This window comes from Eubacterium sp. An3 (assembly GCF_002159465.1).
Taxonomy (GTDB): domain Bacteria; phylum Bacillota; class Clostridia; order Lachnospirales; family Lachnospiraceae; genus Anaerobutyricum; species Anaerobutyricum stercoris.
Map to the genome: position 1 here is coordinate 16,940 of NZ_NFIR01000030.1, position 17,979 is coordinate 34,918.

Below are 17,979 nucleotides of genomic sequence, written 5' to 3' on the forward strand. Positions count from 1 at the left end.
TTAACCTACTGTAATTGAAATCACACAAAAAATCAAACCTGCTGCCAGACACAAAAAGTCCTGCACACCGAACTTCATTTCAATCATGCTTGTCTTTGGTGCAGGATTTTCAATACCTCGTGTAACAGCGGCTGCGGATAATTCTTCCGCTGTCGTTGTTGCAGAGATCATGATCGGCACCAGTAAGCACTCAATTTTTTGTACCCCATGAATATTACGGAGCTTCATGGCATCCCGGATATAGCCGGTTTCTTCTTTTAAGGCCGGAAAATACCGGACGGTTACAGACAAAGGAATAATCAATCCCTGCGGGATATGCCATTTCCGAAGCGCAACCATCAATTCCCGGACGGGCGTTTTCTGTAAAACCATCGTACCGACAATCAAACAAGGGAAAATCTTTCTTGCATAAGATACAATGATCGTGAAGCTGCTGGCTAAAATTTTCGGCCCGTTTGGGAATACATAGTATTGCAGCGCCAGACAAATCCCAAATGCGATTGCCAGTTTGCCTGCGGATTTTTGGCACCCGCAGGCAACGATCAGCAGGAGCAGAAAAACAACCCATGTAATTTCAACCCATACGGAGTGCTGGGTAAAGGCCACAATATTTGCCAGCACCAACAAAAGCAATTCCGTCCGTGGATCGAACCTTAATGTATGTTTTTTGCCCTCCCCATTCATCACACAATTCCTGCCTTTACAAAGTGCTTTTTGAACAGACCTCTGGCAATAAATGCACCGATGATACCACCGATGATTGGAGCAACAAACAGAACGATTAACATTGCATTGGACGACAGAGCTTCAACTGCCGCAACATAATCAGCGGGCATTCCCTGTTCTGTAATCTGTGCCAAAAAATCGGCCTTAAATAACCAGATAGGAAGGGGAGAACCAACCATCCCCAGCGAAAAAATCACATAGGCAATCGAATTCCCCTTGAAGCTATTATACTTAGTCACTACTCGGACAACTTCAGCCAAAATGCAAGTAGAAGCCATCGAGATCAGGATCACCAGGGTAAATTGTCCAGTGACAAAATAGATAAGAGCAGTGATAAGCCCCATCAGGAAAACTGCACCCAGTTTTTGAACCTTTGCGACCATTAGCATAAAGGGAATACCTGCAAACACAGCAATGAAGCCAGGCATCAGCATCCAAAGAACAGGGTGAATGCCTCCAAGAAGCATGAAGGCAAAGTTGATGACAAAGTAGATTGCGGAAAAGATACCGATGGTAATAAGGTCTTTTCCTTTCAGTTTTTTGTCCGTACTTACTTCAGACATTGAACATTCCTCCTTTTAGTTAGGTAGTGCTAACCCGTAGGCTTTTTGAAAGCGCCTTTCGGCGCTTACAGTAATTATCATAGCAGACCTGAAAAGTCTTTTCCGCTCCAATCGGCCTTTTTTATTCCGATAAGACTTTTTAATAAAAGTAAGAGCATTGAAGGAAAAGAAACAACTCGCATGAAAAGAGATTTTCTTTATCATACGAGCTGTTTCCATTTTCCTTTCTGACAGTGGGAGCAGCTATTACATCCCCAACTTCCACTGTGACGTTTCTCTTTGAAGTTCAACCATACGCTGGTAAAGACCTCCCTGTTCCATTAGTTCTTGCGGCGTGCCCTGTTGAGCCACACAACCATTCTCCAGCACTACTATATGATCGGCACCGGCCACAGTACGCATCCTGTGGGCGATGACCAACACCGTCTTGCCTTGCAGCAGGCGGGAGAGAGCTTCCTGAACAGCACTTTCGTTTTCCACATCCAGGCTGGCGGTTGCCTCATCCAGAAGAATGACAGGCGCATCTTTCAGAAGAGCTCGTGCGATGGAGATTCTTTGCCGTTCACCGCCGGAGAGGGTGGAGCCGTTTTCTCCGATCATGGTCTGATAACCCTGCGGGAGTTTTTGTATAAATTCATCGCATCGGGCAGCTTTAGCAGCAGCGATGACTTCCTCGTCTGTAGCACCCTGGCGTCCCAGACGGATATTTTCCATCACCGTATCCCGGAACAGCACCACATCTTGGAAAACCATGGAATAGTATGTTAACAGTGTCTCAGGATCTACACCGGACACGTCCACGCCCCCAAGAGCAATTTTCCCTCTGGAAGCGTCCCAAAAACGGGCGGCCAGTTTACACGCAGTGGACTTTCCACCTCCGGAGGGACCAATAAGGGCGGTTACTTCTCCCTGTTTGGCGGTAAAGCTTACATCCTCCAGTACACCGTCCCCTTCCCGGTAGGCAAAGGATACGTGATCAAAGGTAATGTTGTAGTTTTCAGGCGTAAACTCTTTTGTACCCTCCTGTATCGGCTGTTCTAAAATGGAACGCATCCGTTCAATCTGCAGTTTCGTATTAAAGGTGGCGGCGATATTCTGCAGTACCAGCCCCAACGGGTCATAAAGCCTTGCGGCGGCAAAGAGGAATCCCAGAAAATAGAGAAAAGAAAGTTCGCTTGCTGCCAGAAGCGCTCCGCCAGTCAAAATAGTAGTGGCCAGCCCAAGGCGAAGGAAGGCTTGAGCGGAGCAGACAAATATACCGGTCGCCAGCTCTGAGTGGATGGAACCCTTTTCCATAGCAGCCAGCTTTTCCTCCAGTTTTCCCATGTAAGTTTCCTGTCGGTTGCATGCCTTAATATCCCGTATGGTTTCCAATCCTTCCTGGATACAGTCAGCGACAGCCCGCTTATTTAGAATATTCTTTGTACCGAAGGAATCCTGGATTTTCTTGCTCCCTGCTGTGAGCAGAATTGCCACCGGCACCACCCACAGTACGGCCAGCGCCATCCGCCAGTCACAAAAGAACATAGCGATGCCGATCACAAGAGTGGAGAAAATGGATGCGAACAACTGTGGCACATAGTGGGAAAACATCTGATCCAGGCTGGAGCAGTCTGCGATCATGGTAGAGGTCAGGTCGCTTAGATCCCGGTTTCCGAAAAAACTCAATGGCAGTCGGCGCAAAGTCTCGGCCAGGCTTACCCGGCGATTGGCGCTCTCCTTATAGGTTGCCAGATAAAGCGAAGCATACTGGAACCAGTGAAGAATGAACAGCAGGATCAGGACAGCTATGCCAAAGCCTGCATAAATCCAAAAGCCATCCATAGGACTGCCTCCGTTTTCCATGGAATCCAAAAGATGCTGCACTGTAAACAGGACGGCTCCAACCGGAAACATCAGGCTTAAATTGCACACAAAGCACCAGATCACTGCTTTTACCAAATCGTTTGCTCCTTTTTCACTGAGCGCAAACAAATGTTGTAGTTTTTTTGTCATACCGCTTCCTCCTTTCCGACCTTCCACCTGGCGCTGCGCTGGTAATCTTCCCACATGGCAGTATAAACACCGCACAGTGCAAGCAGGCTTTCGTGGCTGCCCTGTTCGACAACTTTCCCGTCGCTCAGGACAATGATAGAATCTGCATTCTGTACGGTAGACAGTCTATGGGCAATCATCAATACGGTTTTGTTCTTTGTCAGCACTTCAAATGCTTTCTGAATCTGATATTCATTTTCCGGGTCAGCAAAAGCAGTGGCCTCATCCAGTACTACAATGGGAGCGTTTTTCAAAATGGCCCGCGCCAGAGCAATCCTCTGCTGTTCACCGCCGGAAAGATAAATGCCTTTTGTCCCAACCACAGTATCCAGACCCTGCGGCAGTTTTTGAAGAATATCATCGCACTGGGCGGCATGGGCGGCAGCCAGAACTTCATCTCTGGTCGCTTCTGGTCTGGCAGCCCGGATATTTTCCAGAAGGCTTTCCTTAAACAGCCGGGTATCCTGGAAGACAAATGCTACCTGACTCATCAGATCTTCTGTGTTCATCTCCCGGACATTGACTCCGCCGATTGCGACAGTACCGCTGTCCGTATCCCAGAAACGGGGGATCAGGCTAGCGGCTGTGGTCTTGCCGCCTCCAGACGGACCTACCAGCGCCGTCACCTGTCCAGGACGGACGGAAAATGACACATTATCCAGAGCTGGCCGGTCTGCGCCTGGATAAGTAAAGGTCACATGGTCAAAGGAGATATTGGCATTTACCGGACGTTTCTGCATTTTTGATTCTTCCATGGGTTTCTGGCCGAGGATTTCATCCAGACGCCCCACAGCCTCGTCAGCTTCCATGATAGCCTCGCTCATATACATGATCCGGTTGATCATCTGGCCGCAGGCGGGAGCAAACAGGGCGTAGAAGATAAAGTTGACAAGCACTGTGCGTATATCTCCGCTGGAAGACAGCAGCAGTGCTGCCGGGATCAGCAGAGCGAAGGCTCCGTTGATAAAAGTCAGGAAACAGGTCTGTCCCACACGGCAGCTCATGGCATACTGGCTGGCCAGATCGCTGTAGTCTCTGATAGCGGCGTAAAAGGCTTTGAAGGAATAGACCGTCTGCTGGAACATCTTTACAACCGGGATGCCTCGGACATATTCCACCGCTTCGCCGCTCATGCGTTCAATTTCCTTCTGGTACCGATGGAAAAATCCGGCGTTCTTTCCTCCCATCATCATGCACATGGAAAGAAGGGCGAGGACCATGGTAAGCAGGCAAAGAAGCCCCATTTTCCAGTCAAAGAGAAACAGCATTACGATGGCAGCGATCGGGGTGACGATGGTTCCCGCCAGGTCAGGGAGTTTGTGGGCCAGCAGATCTTCCGTAAGTCCCGCATTGTCATCGATCAGTTTCCTGAGCCGTCCTGACAGATTTCCTGTAAAGAAACCCAGAGGCAGTTTCAGTACGTGATCCATCGCGGTACGCCGGATGTTCCGGGCGGTACGGAACGCAGCGATATGAGTTGACATGAGCGCCGCAAAATACAGGGCGATACTGCCGATGGCAGTCCATACCGCCGTCCAGCCCCAGCGGGCCAGGCCGGAGATCCCCTCAAGAGCGGGCCAGGACTCCAGTACATTCCTTGCTGCCAGCCAGACGCACACATAAGGGATCAGTCCCAGTACCGCAGACAGGGCAGAGAGGATACAGCCCAGCAAGGTGAGATTTTTGTGCCTGCCTGCATAGCTCAAGATGCGGGACAGGCTGCTTTGCTTCTTTTGCATCACAAGAATACCTCCTCTACTTGTTGAAAATATTTATCATGAAGTTAGATATAGCTAACTACCATGCAAAAAAGATTGGGGCTATTGCCCCATCAATTTCAGCCATCCGGCCGTGTAAAAATCCCGCAATTGATCCACATATCGCAGGGCTTTATCCCTTGGCATATCGTGTATCACGATCTCAAATACCCCGTTAAACATGCCGCTGGCAATGATATGGCACATTTGCTCATCCAATTCCGGGATGTTCCGTCCGAGGCGGCGGAGGACTTCCATATATTTTATCGTGTATTCTACTTCCACCTCCACCATGTTATGAATAAAATGCTCATAGCTGGTGCCTTCTGACCGGCACAGCAACAGTTTTACCGGTTCCCGGTGCTGACAGATGTATTCCACCATCCAGTGGATACAGTTCGAGGATTCCACTCCCATGTGGTCTGGCTGCTGTTCTTCGGGCAGCTCGGCGAAAGAGGTCTGGGCCTCCATAAACTTTCCCATGAGCGCCGCGGCATGAGGTTCCACAATGGCATTAAACAAAGCCTCTTTGCTGGAAAAATATCCATAGAAGGCGCCGGTGGTCACGCCGGCCTTTTTTACGATCTGACGAAGGGATGCACCCAGAAAACCTTTGTCAGAAAATTCCTCCATGGCGGTCTGCAAAATATTTTCTAATGTGGCAGATGATTTTTCCTCCATAATGTCCTCCATATAACAGTGTCATATAACAATGTTATTATATGTCGCAGAATAAGATTTGTCAATAGGAGAGTATGTATAAAAAACTCGCAGTTCAGAGTAATTAAACTCTGTCCTGCGAGTCTTATTTTTCTTTTGCTATTTCTTCCGGTGGCACAAACTCCAGCAGATCACCGATCTCACAATTCAATACCGTACATAGTCGAGCGAGAACATCTATATCCAATCGAGTGATCTGGTTCCTGCAGTAGTTGTTGATCTGCGTCCGCTGCATCTCTGCCTGATGACTCAACATATTATCGAAGGATACAAGTCGAATATAAATTATGAAGAATAGAAAAGAAGAACAGCAGCCTGGGTGGATCAGACTGCTGACTCTTATTTCTCTGCTTGTATCTCAAAGCAATATCCAACTTCCCGGACGGATCGGATGGTAAAGGGAGCATTGGGAGTTGCCTGATATAGTTTTTCCCGTAGATTGCAGATGTGAAAACCGATGGTGTTGCTCTCACCTCCAGAGGGGAAGTCTCCCCATACCTTCTCGTAGATTTGGCTGTATGTAACCACACGCCCCTTATTGGCTGCGAGCAATAAAAGTATTTCATACTCTTTTGCAGTGAGTTGGATCTCTTGACGATCACGGAAAACTTTCCGCCTACTTGGATAGATCTCAAGACCAGGGAGGGATATCATCGGTTCCTTGGCTAATTCATATGTTTCTATCTCTGGATGGCATCTAAGAATAGAAAGAATCTCATCGAATGCGTCAGAGTCATGCTCTTGCAGATCTAAGATGATTATTCGTCCGATAATATCACCTCCTAATGATTTTCCAAAGCAGCCTCTTTGAGCTTTCTGTAACTTGTTTCGCTGATCACATGTTCCAAGCGACAGGCATCCCGAGCTGCAATATCTTCTGGAACGCCAACTTTTAATAGTTGCTGGGTAAAGAATTGGTGCTTTTCATAAACCTGACTGGCAATTGTTAAGCCTGTTTCTGTTAAGGAGAGTGTACCATCTGCCTGCTTTATCAAGTATCCCATTTTAGATAGTTCTTTAACAGCCCGACTAACAGAGGGCTTGGTAACACCTAAGTGTAGTGATATATCAATATTACGAACATTCCCGTATTTTTTCTGAAGAATGTGTACGGTTTCTAAATAATCTTCCATGGATGATGTCAAGGCCAATGGTGCACCTCCTCTCAACAGATATTTTTTTAACATCAGGCAATACTCCAACCCTCTGCCTGCTCACGGATTGTAATGAAACGGTGATAAAGTCCTTCCTGCTGAACAAGCTGCTGATGTGTTCCTTTCTGAACAACTTGACCTTTATCCACCACTAAAATCTGGTCAGCGTGTTCAATCGTCGCCAGACGGTGGGCGATAACGATAACCGTTTTTCCAATGGTCAATTCACTGATTGCCTGCTGGATCAGATGCTCATTTTCGGGGTCAATACTTGCTGTTGCTTCATCAAGAATGACAATGTTGGCATTTTTCAAAATGGCGCGGGCAATAGAAATGCGCTGTTTTTCTCCGCCAGACAGCGTAGAGCCGCCCTCACCGATCACCGTTTCATATCCATCGGGAAGAGCCATAATGAAGTCGTGGCACCGAGCCTTTTTCGCAGCTTCTATAATTTCTTCCTGCGTTGCACTTGGATTGCCGAAACGGATGTTGTTTTCAATGGTATCGTGGAACAGGTAGACCTTTTGAAAGACCATCGAGATATTGCGGAGCAAACTGTCACAGGTCATGTTCCGCACATCCTCACCGCCTACTGTGACCTTGCCGCTGTCCACATCATAGAAACGGGCAATCAGGTTGCAAATCGTGGTCTTGCCGCTGCCAGATGGCCCTACAATGGCCGTAGTGCTGCCCTGGGGGATGGAAAAGCTGATATTCCGCAAAACGGGAACTTTATCGTAGGAGAATGTCACATCACGGAAAGCAATGTCTGTGTTCTGCAAAGAAATATCTTTCCCGTCTTTGTCTATAATGTCAGCGTGTTCAATGCCGTCCAGTTTATCCAGCGTAGCATCAATAACCTCCAATACATGGGCGGCGTTGTTCATGGCTTCCACACTTCCAAAGATCATAAAGGAGAACATATCCAGCATGAGCATGGTAGGAAGTTCCATACTGCCGTTATAGGTCAGCCAAGCGGCCACAGCTACAATGGCAATGGAGGCGGCCTTCAGCGAAAACAGGTGCAGGCAGTTGAAGGGCATATATTCCACTTCAATTTTGATGTTGATTTTCTTGCTGTCGTTGTATGCTTTGCGGATACCGGCAATAGATACGCCTTCCTGCTTAAAGGCTTTCACCACCTGCATCCCTCGCAGATACTCGATGGAACTTTCCACCATATCATCCTGTGCCTTTTGATGGATAGGCGCGTTTTGGTGGCTGCGCGCCTCCAGCAGATGAAGAAACAGGGCTGACAGAAGGACACCAGCCAGAGCAATTCCTCCCGCCAGAGGGCTATAAAATGCAAGGAACAATATCAGGACGATAACGGTGATATAGCCATTAACAACGGTGTTGACCATATTCATGGTGAACATTTCCATAAACGAGAGGTCGGTTGTGGCCGCTGCGGACAGTTCTCCCATATTATTCTTACTGAAAAAGCCCAGCGATACCCGCTTCAAAATGTCTCCCAGCCGTATTCTCTCGTCAGCGGTTGCTTCATAACCGACACTTTCCTGCGTGATGGCTCGGAGATATGAGAACAGGTATCGGCCCAATACAGCTAAAATCATGGCCCCCAGCATGATCCAGATGTCCCGGCCCTCCAATGGTTTAACGCCACCCCAGTCATCCAGAACAGCACTTAATCCATTCGCGGCCAGCATAATAGGGATTGCGGTAAAAATGCTGTGGATGAAAGCGTAGATAAACCCGATGTAAATACGCCGTTTATATTTCCCTGTCCATTGGATCAGTCGATTTACAATCCCAAACATATCAGTTACCTCCTTTCCCGGAACCGGCAGACCAGTTCTGCGCTCCGATATGCGCCTCCCACATATCCCGATAGAGAGAGTCGCCATCTAAAAGCTGCTGATGAGTACCTGTGTTCTCAACCTGCCCGTTTTGCAGGACAATAATCTGATCGGCATTTTTGATGGTGGACAGACGATGTGCAATGACCAGCAGCGTTTTCCCTTTTGTCAAAGCAGCGATAGACTGCTGGATTTTTTCTTCGTTCTCCTGATCGGTGAACGCGGTTGCCTCGTCCAAAATCACGATGGGGGCATTTTTCAAAATCATGCGGGCAATAGAAATGCGCTGTTTTTCACCGCCTGAAAGCCGGTTCCCTGCATCCCCGGCCATCGTGTCATAGCCATTGTCCAATTTCTGTATAAATTCATCACAGCAGGCGGCTTTTGCTGCCGCATATACTTCTTCGTCCGTAGCATCAGGGTTTCCCAGCCGGATATTTTCCTTGATGGAGCAGTTAAACAGGAAGTTATCCTGTGTAACAAAGCTGACAATATCGGCAAGCTGGGCCAGCGGCATACTGCGAATGTCCACACCGCCAATGGTGATCTTTCCATCGTTCACATCCCAAAAACGGGCAATCAAGCGGGCGATGGTGGACTTGCCTCCACCGGACGGGCCGACGAGCGCCGTAAACTTTCCCTCAGGGATTTTCAGATTGATATGGGAGAGCACCTGCTTACCGCTTTCTTTATCATAAGAGAACGAAACATCCTGAAGTTGAATGTCTTTGGACTGCACCTCCACTGATTTTCCAGTATCGGGCAGTTCTTCCACATGGAGCAACTCGTCCACGTCGTGGACGGCGTATTCAATCGCCTTCGTCTCATTGATGTAAGTAGTAAAGTTCATCAGCGGGCCTACAATACCCAGCGAGAGGATTAGGCACATTGCAAGGTCCTGCGGCGTAAGGCTACCGTTCCAGTAGAGATACATACCAATCGGGAGCGTTCCCAAAAAGGTGGACGGTAGCACAGCAGCAACAAAGTTCATCACTTTCCAGGAACTTTGATACCATTTGAGGGTGTAGTCTTTGAAGGACTCTACCGCCTTGGTGAACTTTTCGTAAGAACTGGAGGACTGATTGAACGCCTTGATAACTTCGATACCCTCCACATACTCCACGATCACGCCGTTCACATAGTTGTTGGACTCCATGTAATCAGCATAGAGCTTGTTAAAATTCTTCATCATCATAGCAAAAGCAATCAGAACGAAAGGCAGCGTGACCAGCATCGCCAGCGCCATGCGCCAGTCGATGCAAACTAGATAAACAAAGACTGCCACGGGGAGCAGCAGGTTGGAGATACACTCCGGGATCATGTGGGCCAGCGGCAGCTCAATCGTTTCCACCCGATCTACCAATACATTTTTCAGTTTACCCACAGACTCTCCGATGACTGTCCCCAGCGGTGCTTTCATCAGCCGCTGGGCAAGAGCCAAACGAATATTCTCCAAAATGGTATATGCGGATATGTGGGACAGGCTCGTTGAAATACCATAGAGCAAGAAGCGTATCGCATAAGCGCCAAGTCCAATCCAGCACCATCTCCAAACCTCTGCCATCACAGGTGAGCCGCCGATAAAGAGCGTGATAATCTGGTAAACACTCCAATAGGGTATCAGTCCGGCAACCACACTGATGATCGCACATAAGACGGACAGGACAATCTTGCCCCGGCACTGTGAAGCAAAGGAAAACACAATAGAAATCCAGCTTTTTTGCTTCATTTCCATTCCTCCTTTAGCAAAATAATAGAGAGCATCAATCGACTTGATACTCTCTAAGTATTGCAGATATTCATGTTGTCCGCCACTCTGCCCGGGCGGGTTTTACTCCATTTAGATTTTAACTTTTCGATATTCCAGCGGCGTTTTTCCTTTTACCTTCTTGAATGCTTCGGAAAATTTGCTGGTATTCGTATAACCGACTTTTCCGGCAATCATCGTAATCGGTTCATCTGTCTGTGTCAAAAGAGAAGCTGCCAGGTCCATACGATAATTTCGCATATAGGTATAAATGGCGGAGCCATACACGCCCTTAAAGCACTGCTTCAGAGCAGAAGTGGAAATATCGAACTTTTCAGAAAGCTCCTCCATTGTGAAATGGTGCTCCGGCTCATTTGTCATAAACGACATGATAGCCTTGACTTTCTCTACCTGCGTTTTATAAAAATAGGGACGTTCCACACCTAAGACCGTAGGGTCTACCGTCCTGAGCGTGACCAACAGTTCTAACACCTTTACCCTGAGATATTCCAGACGGATATTTTCCGGCACCTGGTACAGTTCCGAAATCACATGGTCGGGAACGGAATTTCCGTGCATAATGAAAGGTCGAATCTTTAAGGTGAATTGCTGCTCGATTTGCTCCAGGTCAATGGAAAACAGGGACAGGAGATCCCCCAATCCCTCTACCGCTTCAGGAACAGAGATCGTAATTGTGATCCCGTGGTAATGGCTTACGGGAAAGCTGCAATGGTTGTTTTCCGTGGCAGAACTGTCCAGCATAATATCGCCGGACGCAAGATAAAGATAAGCGCCATTGCTGACTTCCCACTCGACGCGGCCTTCTCTGCAATGGTGAATTGCAAAAGTGTGCGTATTTTGTTCAAACTTCCTTGACGGGCAGTGCTCCATGTGAAAATCATTATACATGACACCTATTCCGGGATATACTTCATAATAGGTTGCAGTTCCGTCTCCTGTTTCATTTTTCATTTGGTAGACCGAGCAGGATTCATCCCGGCAGAGCAAATTCATATTTTGCTGCGAGAAAAACAGGTCGCTTCTGTTCAAACTGAAATCACCTCGATTCTATAAAAAAATTTTGGAGGCGCTGGAGCCCTGCGGCATCCAGTGCATATTGTTCCTGTACCATACCATGCTCCAAATGCAGAACATGAGTACAGCAACTGACGATCAGCTCATAATCATGGGTGATGACAAGAGATGTCTTTCCCATTTTCTGTATCGTCACAAGTTCATCAGCCACTTCTTTCATGTGCTGTAAATCCAGACCGCTGGTAGGTTCATCCAGCACTAAAATCTTACGCTCGGAAACAAGAGCGGTGGCAATCGCCACCCGCTGCTTCTGACCGCCGGAGAGCGCCATCGGGTGCCGCTCCTTAAACTGTAACAAATCCAATCGGTCAAGAACTGCATCCGCCTTATCGGTAGCCGGTTCCGCCATGCTAATGAGCATTTCTTCCTCTGTGCTTTCCGTAAACAACTGATGGTTAACATCCTGCATGACCATATAGCACAGGGACAGCCTTTGCTTTCTATTATACGGTTTTTCATCTATTTTCACAATGCATTTGCAATGCTTCTCCAATCCGCAGAGGCAACGGGCCAAGGTGGATTTTCCGGCTCCGTTATGACCGATCACTGCGATAATGCCCGCCTGTGGCAGCGAAAGACTGTCAATATCCAGCGCATCCCTCTGCTTTGTATAAGCAAAATGAAAGTTCTCACATTCGATAGAACCACTGCTTGCAACAGGATGTGCTGTCACAGGGAACGCACCCAGGTCAAAAGGCCGCAGCCCCATTTCTGCCTGTTGCGTCACGGACAGTTTAAGTGCATCCAGAGCCGAGTAATCTTTTTCAATTTTCCCATCTTTTAGATACACAACACGGTCTATCAATTCTTTCAGATAATAGAGCCGATGTTCCGCAATAATAACTGTTTTCCCCTGCTGTTTCCAGATCTGGATCATCCGGCGTAGATCTTTTGTGGCTGACATATCCAGATTAGAAGATGGTTCGTCCAGAACGATGATGGGCGGATTACTGGCTGACACAGAGGCACAAGCAATTTTCTGCTTTTCTCCGCCGGAAAGAGAAAAGATATTTTTCCCCAGCAGATTGTCCATATCAAACTGCTCCGCAGTTGATTTCACCCGCCGAATGATTTCTTCTTCAGGCAAACCCTGATTTTCACATCCAAAGGCCAGTTCGCTGGTAGAGTCCACCGTAAAAAACTGCGTGCGGGGATTTTGAAAAACGCTCCCCACATATTTCGCTGTTTCATAGAGTGGAAGCCTGCTGATGTTCTTGCCATCCAGCAGGACTTCGCCGCTTAACTCGCCCTCATAATAATTCGGAATCAGCCCATTCACCAACCGGGCCAGGGTTGTTTTTCCGCAGCCAGATTGCCCACACAAAAGGATAACTTGCCCGTCCGGGATGATTAAGTCAATGTTTACAAGCCCACCGGCATCCGTTCCCCCAGCATATCGAAAATTGATATTGCGAAGTTCAATCATAGACTTCTTCCTCCTAACAAATAAAGAAACCGACCCAACAGGGTATCGCCAGCAGGAAGAAAAAAACATCCAAAGGTCCAAACCCAATTTTACAAATATTTGTCCGTTTCTGCGGCGCTCCAAGCCCTCGCGTGAGAGCCGCCGCAGACAGTTCTTCTCCGATCTTGGCAATCGACATCATCAGAGGAACCACCCGGTATTCCAGCATCTTCATGGGACTGCGGAGAGTAGTGATGCCGCGCATCTTCATGGCATCCCGTATAGCCGCATATTCCTCTTTTACCGTCGGGAAGAAACGAAACACCACGGACACGGGGATTACTATTTTCTCGGGAACATGCATCCGCTCCATAGCTGCGACAAATTCGCTAACGGTTGTAGTGCTTACCAGATAATATCCCATAATAAATCCGGGAAGCATGTGCGTATAAATCCCAACTGCGGCTCCCAGGATAAAATTCCATGTACCAGTGAGCAGCGGCAATACCGTTAATTCCAACGCAAACAAAATAGCGTATGTAACTGCAAATCTGGCTGCGGCCACCCATTTCCTTGAAAGAAGTAAAAAAATGATGGGGCAAGCCATTAGACACGGACGGACAAAATTCATAAACCCGCCAGTGCCGCCGGTAATCATAATGGTGCTGACTGTAACAGTCAAAAACAGTTTTGTCCTCGGATCGGTGGGAATAACAGCTTTGCTTTCAAATTTTAGCGTTGTAACCGCCGCATCCATCAGGCAATCCCTGCCTTTTCAAAATGCTTCTTCAACACAGCTTTACCAAGAAGCGCCCCCAAAATGCCACCGATAAAGGTTACAACGAATAAAACAGGGAACATCCAATTTGGGGTGTAGGACATAAGCGTATCTACATATTCCTGTCCATAACTACTTACAAGCGAAGCAAAGAACTCTGTGCGGGTGAGGAACATCCGGCTCACATAACCCATGATCCAAAGGGAAAACACACCATTGGCAAGGAATGTGCATTTCCAACTTTGATATTTTCCGGCTCTTAAAATCAAATCGCTTGCAATGCCAAAAATAATCCCAGCAACCAGCACCAAAATTCCGCTACCCATGATCAAATTCAGTAAGCCAAGGATAATGCCGGTCAGTGATACCATGCCAAACTTCTTAACCTTTGTTAAGTACAGCATAAAGGGAATACCGCACAGGATGGGGCACACCAGTCCAAGCAACGGGATAAAGATAGGGATATATCCCAGCATCATACCCGCAAAGAAAATGACAAAATAGATGGCGGTGAAAATGCCCACATTGATAAGGTCTTTTGCTTGTAGCTTTTTGCTTTTTGTTTCCATTTACACATACCTCCAGAGAAGTTAGCAAAAACTAACCTATTGTGATTAAAAATGGCGAAGCAGAATTTCGCACAATCAGATTCTACTATAATCTAAACAGGCTACGCCACTCTAAATAGATTGAAAATACTCCAAATGGTTTTTGATTTTCATATGTAATGTAAAAGAGCTGTAGCAACTTACAAATCATTATGATTTTTCGGGTTTATTAAAAAAACGTCTCCTGAACCGTGTTTTTCAATCCGTTATTTTTCTATAGACTTTTCCAAAAGGATAATGCCACTCGTTCTTTATTGTGGTCAGTATGGACTAATAAGTTCAGGAGAATTTCTACATAAACAAAACTCGCAGCTTAGAGTAATTAAACTCTTTCCCGCGAGTTTCATTCCTTCTTTTCTTCTGGTGGCACAAATTCCAGCAGATCACCAATCTCACAATTCAGTACAGTACATAAGCGTGCGAGAACATCTATATCCAATCGAGTGATTTTGTTCCTGCAGTAGTTGTTGCTCTGCGTTCGCTGCATCTCTGCCCGGTGGCTCAACATATTATCGAAAGATACAAGTCGAATATAAATTATGAAGAATAGAAAAGAAGAACAGCAGCCTGAGTTGGATCAGACTGCTGACTCTTATTTTTCTGCTTGTACTTCAAAACAGTATCCGACTTCCCGAACGGATCGGATGGTAAATGGAGCATTGGGAGCTGCCTGGTACAGCTTTTCCCGAAGGTTGCAGATGTGAAAGCCGATAGTGTTGCTCTCACAGCCAGAGGGAATATCTCCCCATACCTTCTCGTAGATTTGGCTGTATGTAAGCACATGTCCCTTGTTGGCCGCAAGCAATAGAAGTATCTCGTATTCCTTTGCGGTGAGCTGAATTTCTTGGCGATCACGAAAAACTTTTCGTTTGCTTGGATAGATCTCAAGACCAGGGAGGGATAGCATCGGCTCCCTGGTCAGCTCATATTTTTCTATCTCTGAATGGCTTTGCAGGATGTCGAGGATCGCCTCGAATGCTTTAGAATCTTGTTCCTGCAATTCCAGAATGATTACTCGTCCGATAATATCACCCCTATGCGTAAGTACTTTTGAAAATATTCTTGGCCTCAAATAAGCCGATCTCATATGATTTTTGCCTAAATAAAGCAATAGCATGTTTACAGTAATACAATATGGCCCCTCTGATTTTGTGTAAATCCTTATTTCTCAATTACTGTTGCCGAACAGTTACACTTGCCTAATGAAATTGACTTAGGTTGTGTTTATCCGCTTTTTGAAAGAAATAGTTCCAGAGATGCCAGCAGCGACACTTGCCACCACATGACTGAGCAGAACCGCAGCCCAAATTCCATTTAGGCCAAAGTCCAGATAGGAAAGTAAATAGGCCAGAGGCATACGAACTACAATGTAATAAAAGATCATTAGGAACATACTTTTTGAGGGCTTTCCCATACCGTTAAGGGAACCAAGATAGCAGTTTGTAATCGTGTTCAGAATGTACCCGATACTGACAATCAGAAAATAAGTTCCAACAATGGCTGCCACATCATCGCTATTAACAAATAGACCAGAAAGTTGCTTTGAAAATCCGACTACTAAAACAGAAAGGATTACAAGCAGGCCACAGCCATATCCCAATGCACATTTCAGATAGTCTTTAGCTCTGTCGTATCGACTTCCGCCAACGCACTGCCCGATGATGGTAGTTAAGACCATGTTCAGCGCCATTGCCGGATAGAAAAGAATGGTTTCCAACTTTCCTGTTACCCCATAAGCCGCTATTGCTGTGACGCTATATGTGCTGACAAGTGCGGTAAGAAAAGTTGTGCTGATGGCCGGAATACTTTGTTGAATGACAGAGGGAATTGCCTTCTGAATAAGAGGCAATACTTCGCTCTTATCAAACGCAGAGATTTTGAACGCGAACAGTTTTTTCTTTTTCAGATAAATCAGCATAAACAGCAGACAGATCACCTGAGAAAGCAGGGTGGCAATCGCCGCACCGTGAAATCCGATGAAGTGGATAAAAATAGGGTCGAGGATTGCGTTCAAAATTGTTGATACCAGCATTGCCACGGCCTGAAACATAGAATTACCAAAGCTCCGCAAAACGGCAGTGAAATAAAGATAGAGGTAGACCGCCAAATATCCAAGGATATAGATTGCCAGATAGCTGTATGCCATATCATAAGTTTCAGCCGGAGTGTTTAGAGCTTTCAAAATTCCCGGAAGAAAAGCCTCAAGCAAAATCGTCACAAGGAGGGAGAAAGCTACCGCAACGCTGAATGATGTGGCAATCAAACTCTCTGTTTTTTTCTTATCCTTTGCGCCAATCGCCTGAGAGATCAGAATGGATACACCATTGGTTGCCCCCATTGCAACGGAAGTCAAGATCAGAATAATAGGGGTGGAGTTTGTCAAAGCGGCATAAGCCGTTTCTCCGAGCAAATTTCCGATCCACAGACTGTCTACGAGGTTATACATCATATTGAGGAACATGGCGGCAATCATCGGGAGCGCCATCGCCATAAGGCAACGCTTTGTATTTCCGCCTATAAAGTCAATTTTGTTTGGCATGATAATCATCCTTTCATCAGTAAATGAATGAATAACATTCATATAGTGGTCAAAAATATCTGCCGCGTCTTGCGGCAACATCTGAATGAAAACTATTCATTATTGGCCCTTGAAAATCCCCCGCCCCAAAGCGGGGGATCAGTTTCAAAGGTGCAGTGCAAATATAAGAAATTCACGAATTCTTTTTGACTTATCTTCTTGTGTCAAATCGTCTGCCAGCAGGATACCAAGCTGCCCATATACGCAGAACATCGCGGCAGCCTGCAAATCGTCAAACTGGAGCTCTCCCTGTTGTCTGGCTCGCTGCAACAATTTTTCTACAATCGGAACCAACTTCTCACACACTTTGAGAGAAAGCTGATCGTGGAATTTCTTGTTTTCTGCTCCGTGAAAAACAGAATAGTATTTTGTGTCCCGTTCTTCCATAGTGGCAGGCATATCTTCAATGATCTGCCTCAAGGTCTTGTGATCGTCCTTTTCAGAGCCTACAAATTGCTCCACAATGACATCGGCATATTGTTCAATCGCACTGTCAAACAGCGCCTCTTTAGACGGGAAATAGCGATAGCATAGACCTTGTGCCACACCGATTGCTTTTGCTATATCTGTAATCGAGGTTTTTTCATATCCATTTTCCCCGAACAATTTGAGGGCAGTATCTAAAATCTCTTGCTTGCGTACTTCCGGCTCCTTTGTAACCCGCATAGTCTGAGCCTCCTTTCTTTCTATGATAGCATGCCCATTCTAAAAATTCAATGAGTGAATATCAATCATTTTTCGCCCATAGCAATACACGCTGTGTTACCAACCTGTTCCCATGACACATTATGAAAATATGCTGAAAGCATGGAAACGAGTTCTGTTTCAGAGTAAATCTTTACATCCCCTTCTTTGCTATGGCGCATATATAAATCGCTTATATCAAGCCGAATAACTATGAACAAGCAAAGAAGCGCAGGTATCAACAGGATATCGGACGCATGGAAAATATGACATACGATCCGGAGCAGGATCATTATATCTGTTTTAATGG

18 protein-coding genes and 1 pseudogene are annotated in these 17,979 nt (G+C 46.4%); all 19 read right to left on the reverse strand.

Annotated elements, in window-relative coordinates:
* On the reverse strand, nt 1–684 hold the full coding sequence (locus tag B5F87_RS17075; protein ID WP_087235215.1) for an energy-coupling factor transporter transmembrane component T: 684 nt from the start codon (nt 682–684) through the stop codon (nt 1–3).
* Entirely contained in the window at nt 684–1,289 is a 606-nt protein-coding gene (locus B5F87_RS17080) for an MptD family putative ECF transporter S component (protein WP_087283215.1), read from the reverse strand. Before B5F87_RS17080 ends, B5F87_RS17075 begins: the two co-directional genes overlap by 1 nt.
* A 246-nt stretch (nt 1,290–1,535) precedes the next feature.
* A complete protein-coding gene (locus tag B5F87_RS17085) occupies nt 1,536–3,284 on the reverse strand; it encodes an ABC transporter ATP-binding protein (protein ID WP_087283217.1) in 1,749 nt (582 codons plus the stop codon).
* Nucleotides 3,281–5,065: an ABC transporter ATP-binding protein gene (locus B5F87_RS17090; protein WP_087283219.1), complete on the reverse strand. Its 1,785-nt coding sequence runs from the start codon at nt 5,063–5,065 to the stop codon at nt 3,281–3,283. The genes B5F87_RS17085 and B5F87_RS17090 overlap by 4 nt, the downstream gene beginning before the upstream one ends.
* Before the next feature lie 78 nt (nt 5,066–5,143).
* Complete coding sequence (locus tag B5F87_RS17095) at nt 5,144–5,761, reverse strand: TetR/AcrR family transcriptional regulator (RefSeq protein ID WP_087283221.1); 618 nt, start codon at nt 5,759–5,761, stop codon at nt 5,144–5,146.
* A gap of 124 nt (nt 5,762–5,885) precedes the next feature.
* Nucleotides 5,886–6,056, reverse strand: coding sequence for a helix-turn-helix transcriptional regulator (locus B5F87_RS17100; RefSeq protein WP_330636368.1), 171 nt, complete (start codon nt 6,054–6,056; stop codon nt 5,886–5,888).
* 83 nt (nt 6,057–6,139) lie between these two features.
* A complete protein-coding gene (locus B5F87_RS17105; RefSeq protein ID WP_230106131.1) occupies nt 6,140–6,454 on the reverse strand; it encodes a winged helix-turn-helix domain-containing protein in 315 nt (104 codons plus the stop codon).
* A 128-nt stretch (nt 6,455–6,582) separates the two neighbouring features.
* Nucleotides 6,583–6,987 (reverse strand): metal-dependent transcriptional regulator, encoded by a 405-nt coding sequence (locus B5F87_RS17110; RefSeq protein WP_230106132.1) that lies wholly within the window; start codon nt 6,985–6,987, stop codon nt 6,583–6,585.
* A complete protein-coding gene (locus B5F87_RS17115; RefSeq protein ID WP_087283227.1) occupies nt 6,987–8,735 on the reverse strand; it encodes an ABC transporter ATP-binding protein in 1,749 nt (582 codons plus the stop codon). Before B5F87_RS17115 ends, B5F87_RS17110 begins: the two co-directional genes overlap by 1 nt.
* A gap of 1 nt (nt 8,736) precedes the next feature.
* Entirely contained in the window at nt 8,737–10,503 is a 1,767-nt protein-coding gene (locus B5F87_RS17120) for an ABC transporter ATP-binding protein (protein ID WP_087283228.1), read from the reverse strand.
* Nucleotides 10,504–10,614: 111 nt separating this feature from the next.
* The gene (locus B5F87_RS17125; RefSeq protein WP_083546631.1) at nt 10,615–11,571 is read right to left on the reverse strand and encodes a helix-turn-helix domain-containing protein; all 957 of its coding nucleotides are present in this window, start codon (nt 11,569–11,571) and stop codon (nt 10,615–10,617) included.
* 7 nt (nt 11,572–11,578) lie between these two features.
* Nucleotides 11,579–13,042: an energy-coupling factor ABC transporter ATP-binding protein gene (locus tag B5F87_RS17130; RefSeq protein ID WP_073261346.1), complete on the reverse strand. Its 1,464-nt coding sequence runs from the start codon at nt 13,040–13,042 to the stop codon at nt 11,579–11,581.
* 13 nt (nt 13,043–13,055) lie between these two features.
* Nucleotides 13,056–13,778, reverse strand: a complete 723-nt coding sequence (locus B5F87_RS17135) for an energy-coupling factor transporter transmembrane component T (RefSeq protein ID WP_087283229.1) — start codon at nt 13,776–13,778, stop codon at nt 13,056–13,058.
* The gene (locus B5F87_RS17140; protein WP_087283231.1) at nt 13,778–14,368 is read right to left on the reverse strand and encodes an MptD family putative ECF transporter S component; all 591 of its coding nucleotides are present in this window, start codon (nt 14,366–14,368) and stop codon (nt 13,778–13,780) included. Before B5F87_RS17140 ends, B5F87_RS17135 begins: the two co-directional genes overlap by 1 nt.
* 382 nt (nt 14,369–14,750) lie before the next feature.
* Nucleotides 14,751–14,915, reverse strand: coding sequence for a helix-turn-helix transcriptional regulator (locus B5F87_RS17145; protein ID WP_087283233.1), 165 nt, complete (start codon nt 14,913–14,915; stop codon nt 14,751–14,753).
* A gap of 84 nt (nt 14,916–14,999) precedes the next feature.
* Nucleotides 15,000–15,479, reverse strand: a complete 480-nt coding sequence (locus B5F87_RS17150; protein ID WP_242964556.1) for a winged helix-turn-helix domain-containing protein — start codon at nt 15,477–15,479, stop codon at nt 15,000–15,002.
* A gap of 141 nt (nt 15,480–15,620) precedes the next feature.
* Entirely contained in the window at nt 15,621–16,946 is a 1,326-nt protein-coding gene (locus B5F87_RS17155; RefSeq protein ID WP_087283235.1) for an MATE family efflux transporter, read from the reverse strand.
* Nucleotides 16,947–17,090: 144 nt separating this feature from the next.
* Nucleotides 17,091–17,651, reverse strand: coding sequence for a TetR/AcrR family transcriptional regulator (locus B5F87_RS17160; protein ID WP_087283237.1), 561 nt, complete (start codon nt 17,649–17,651; stop codon nt 17,091–17,093).
* A gap of 65 nt (nt 17,652–17,716) precedes the next feature.
* Nucleotides 17,717–17,979, reverse strand: a pseudogene (locus B5F87_RS21255) (hypothetical protein); the annotation flags it as partial.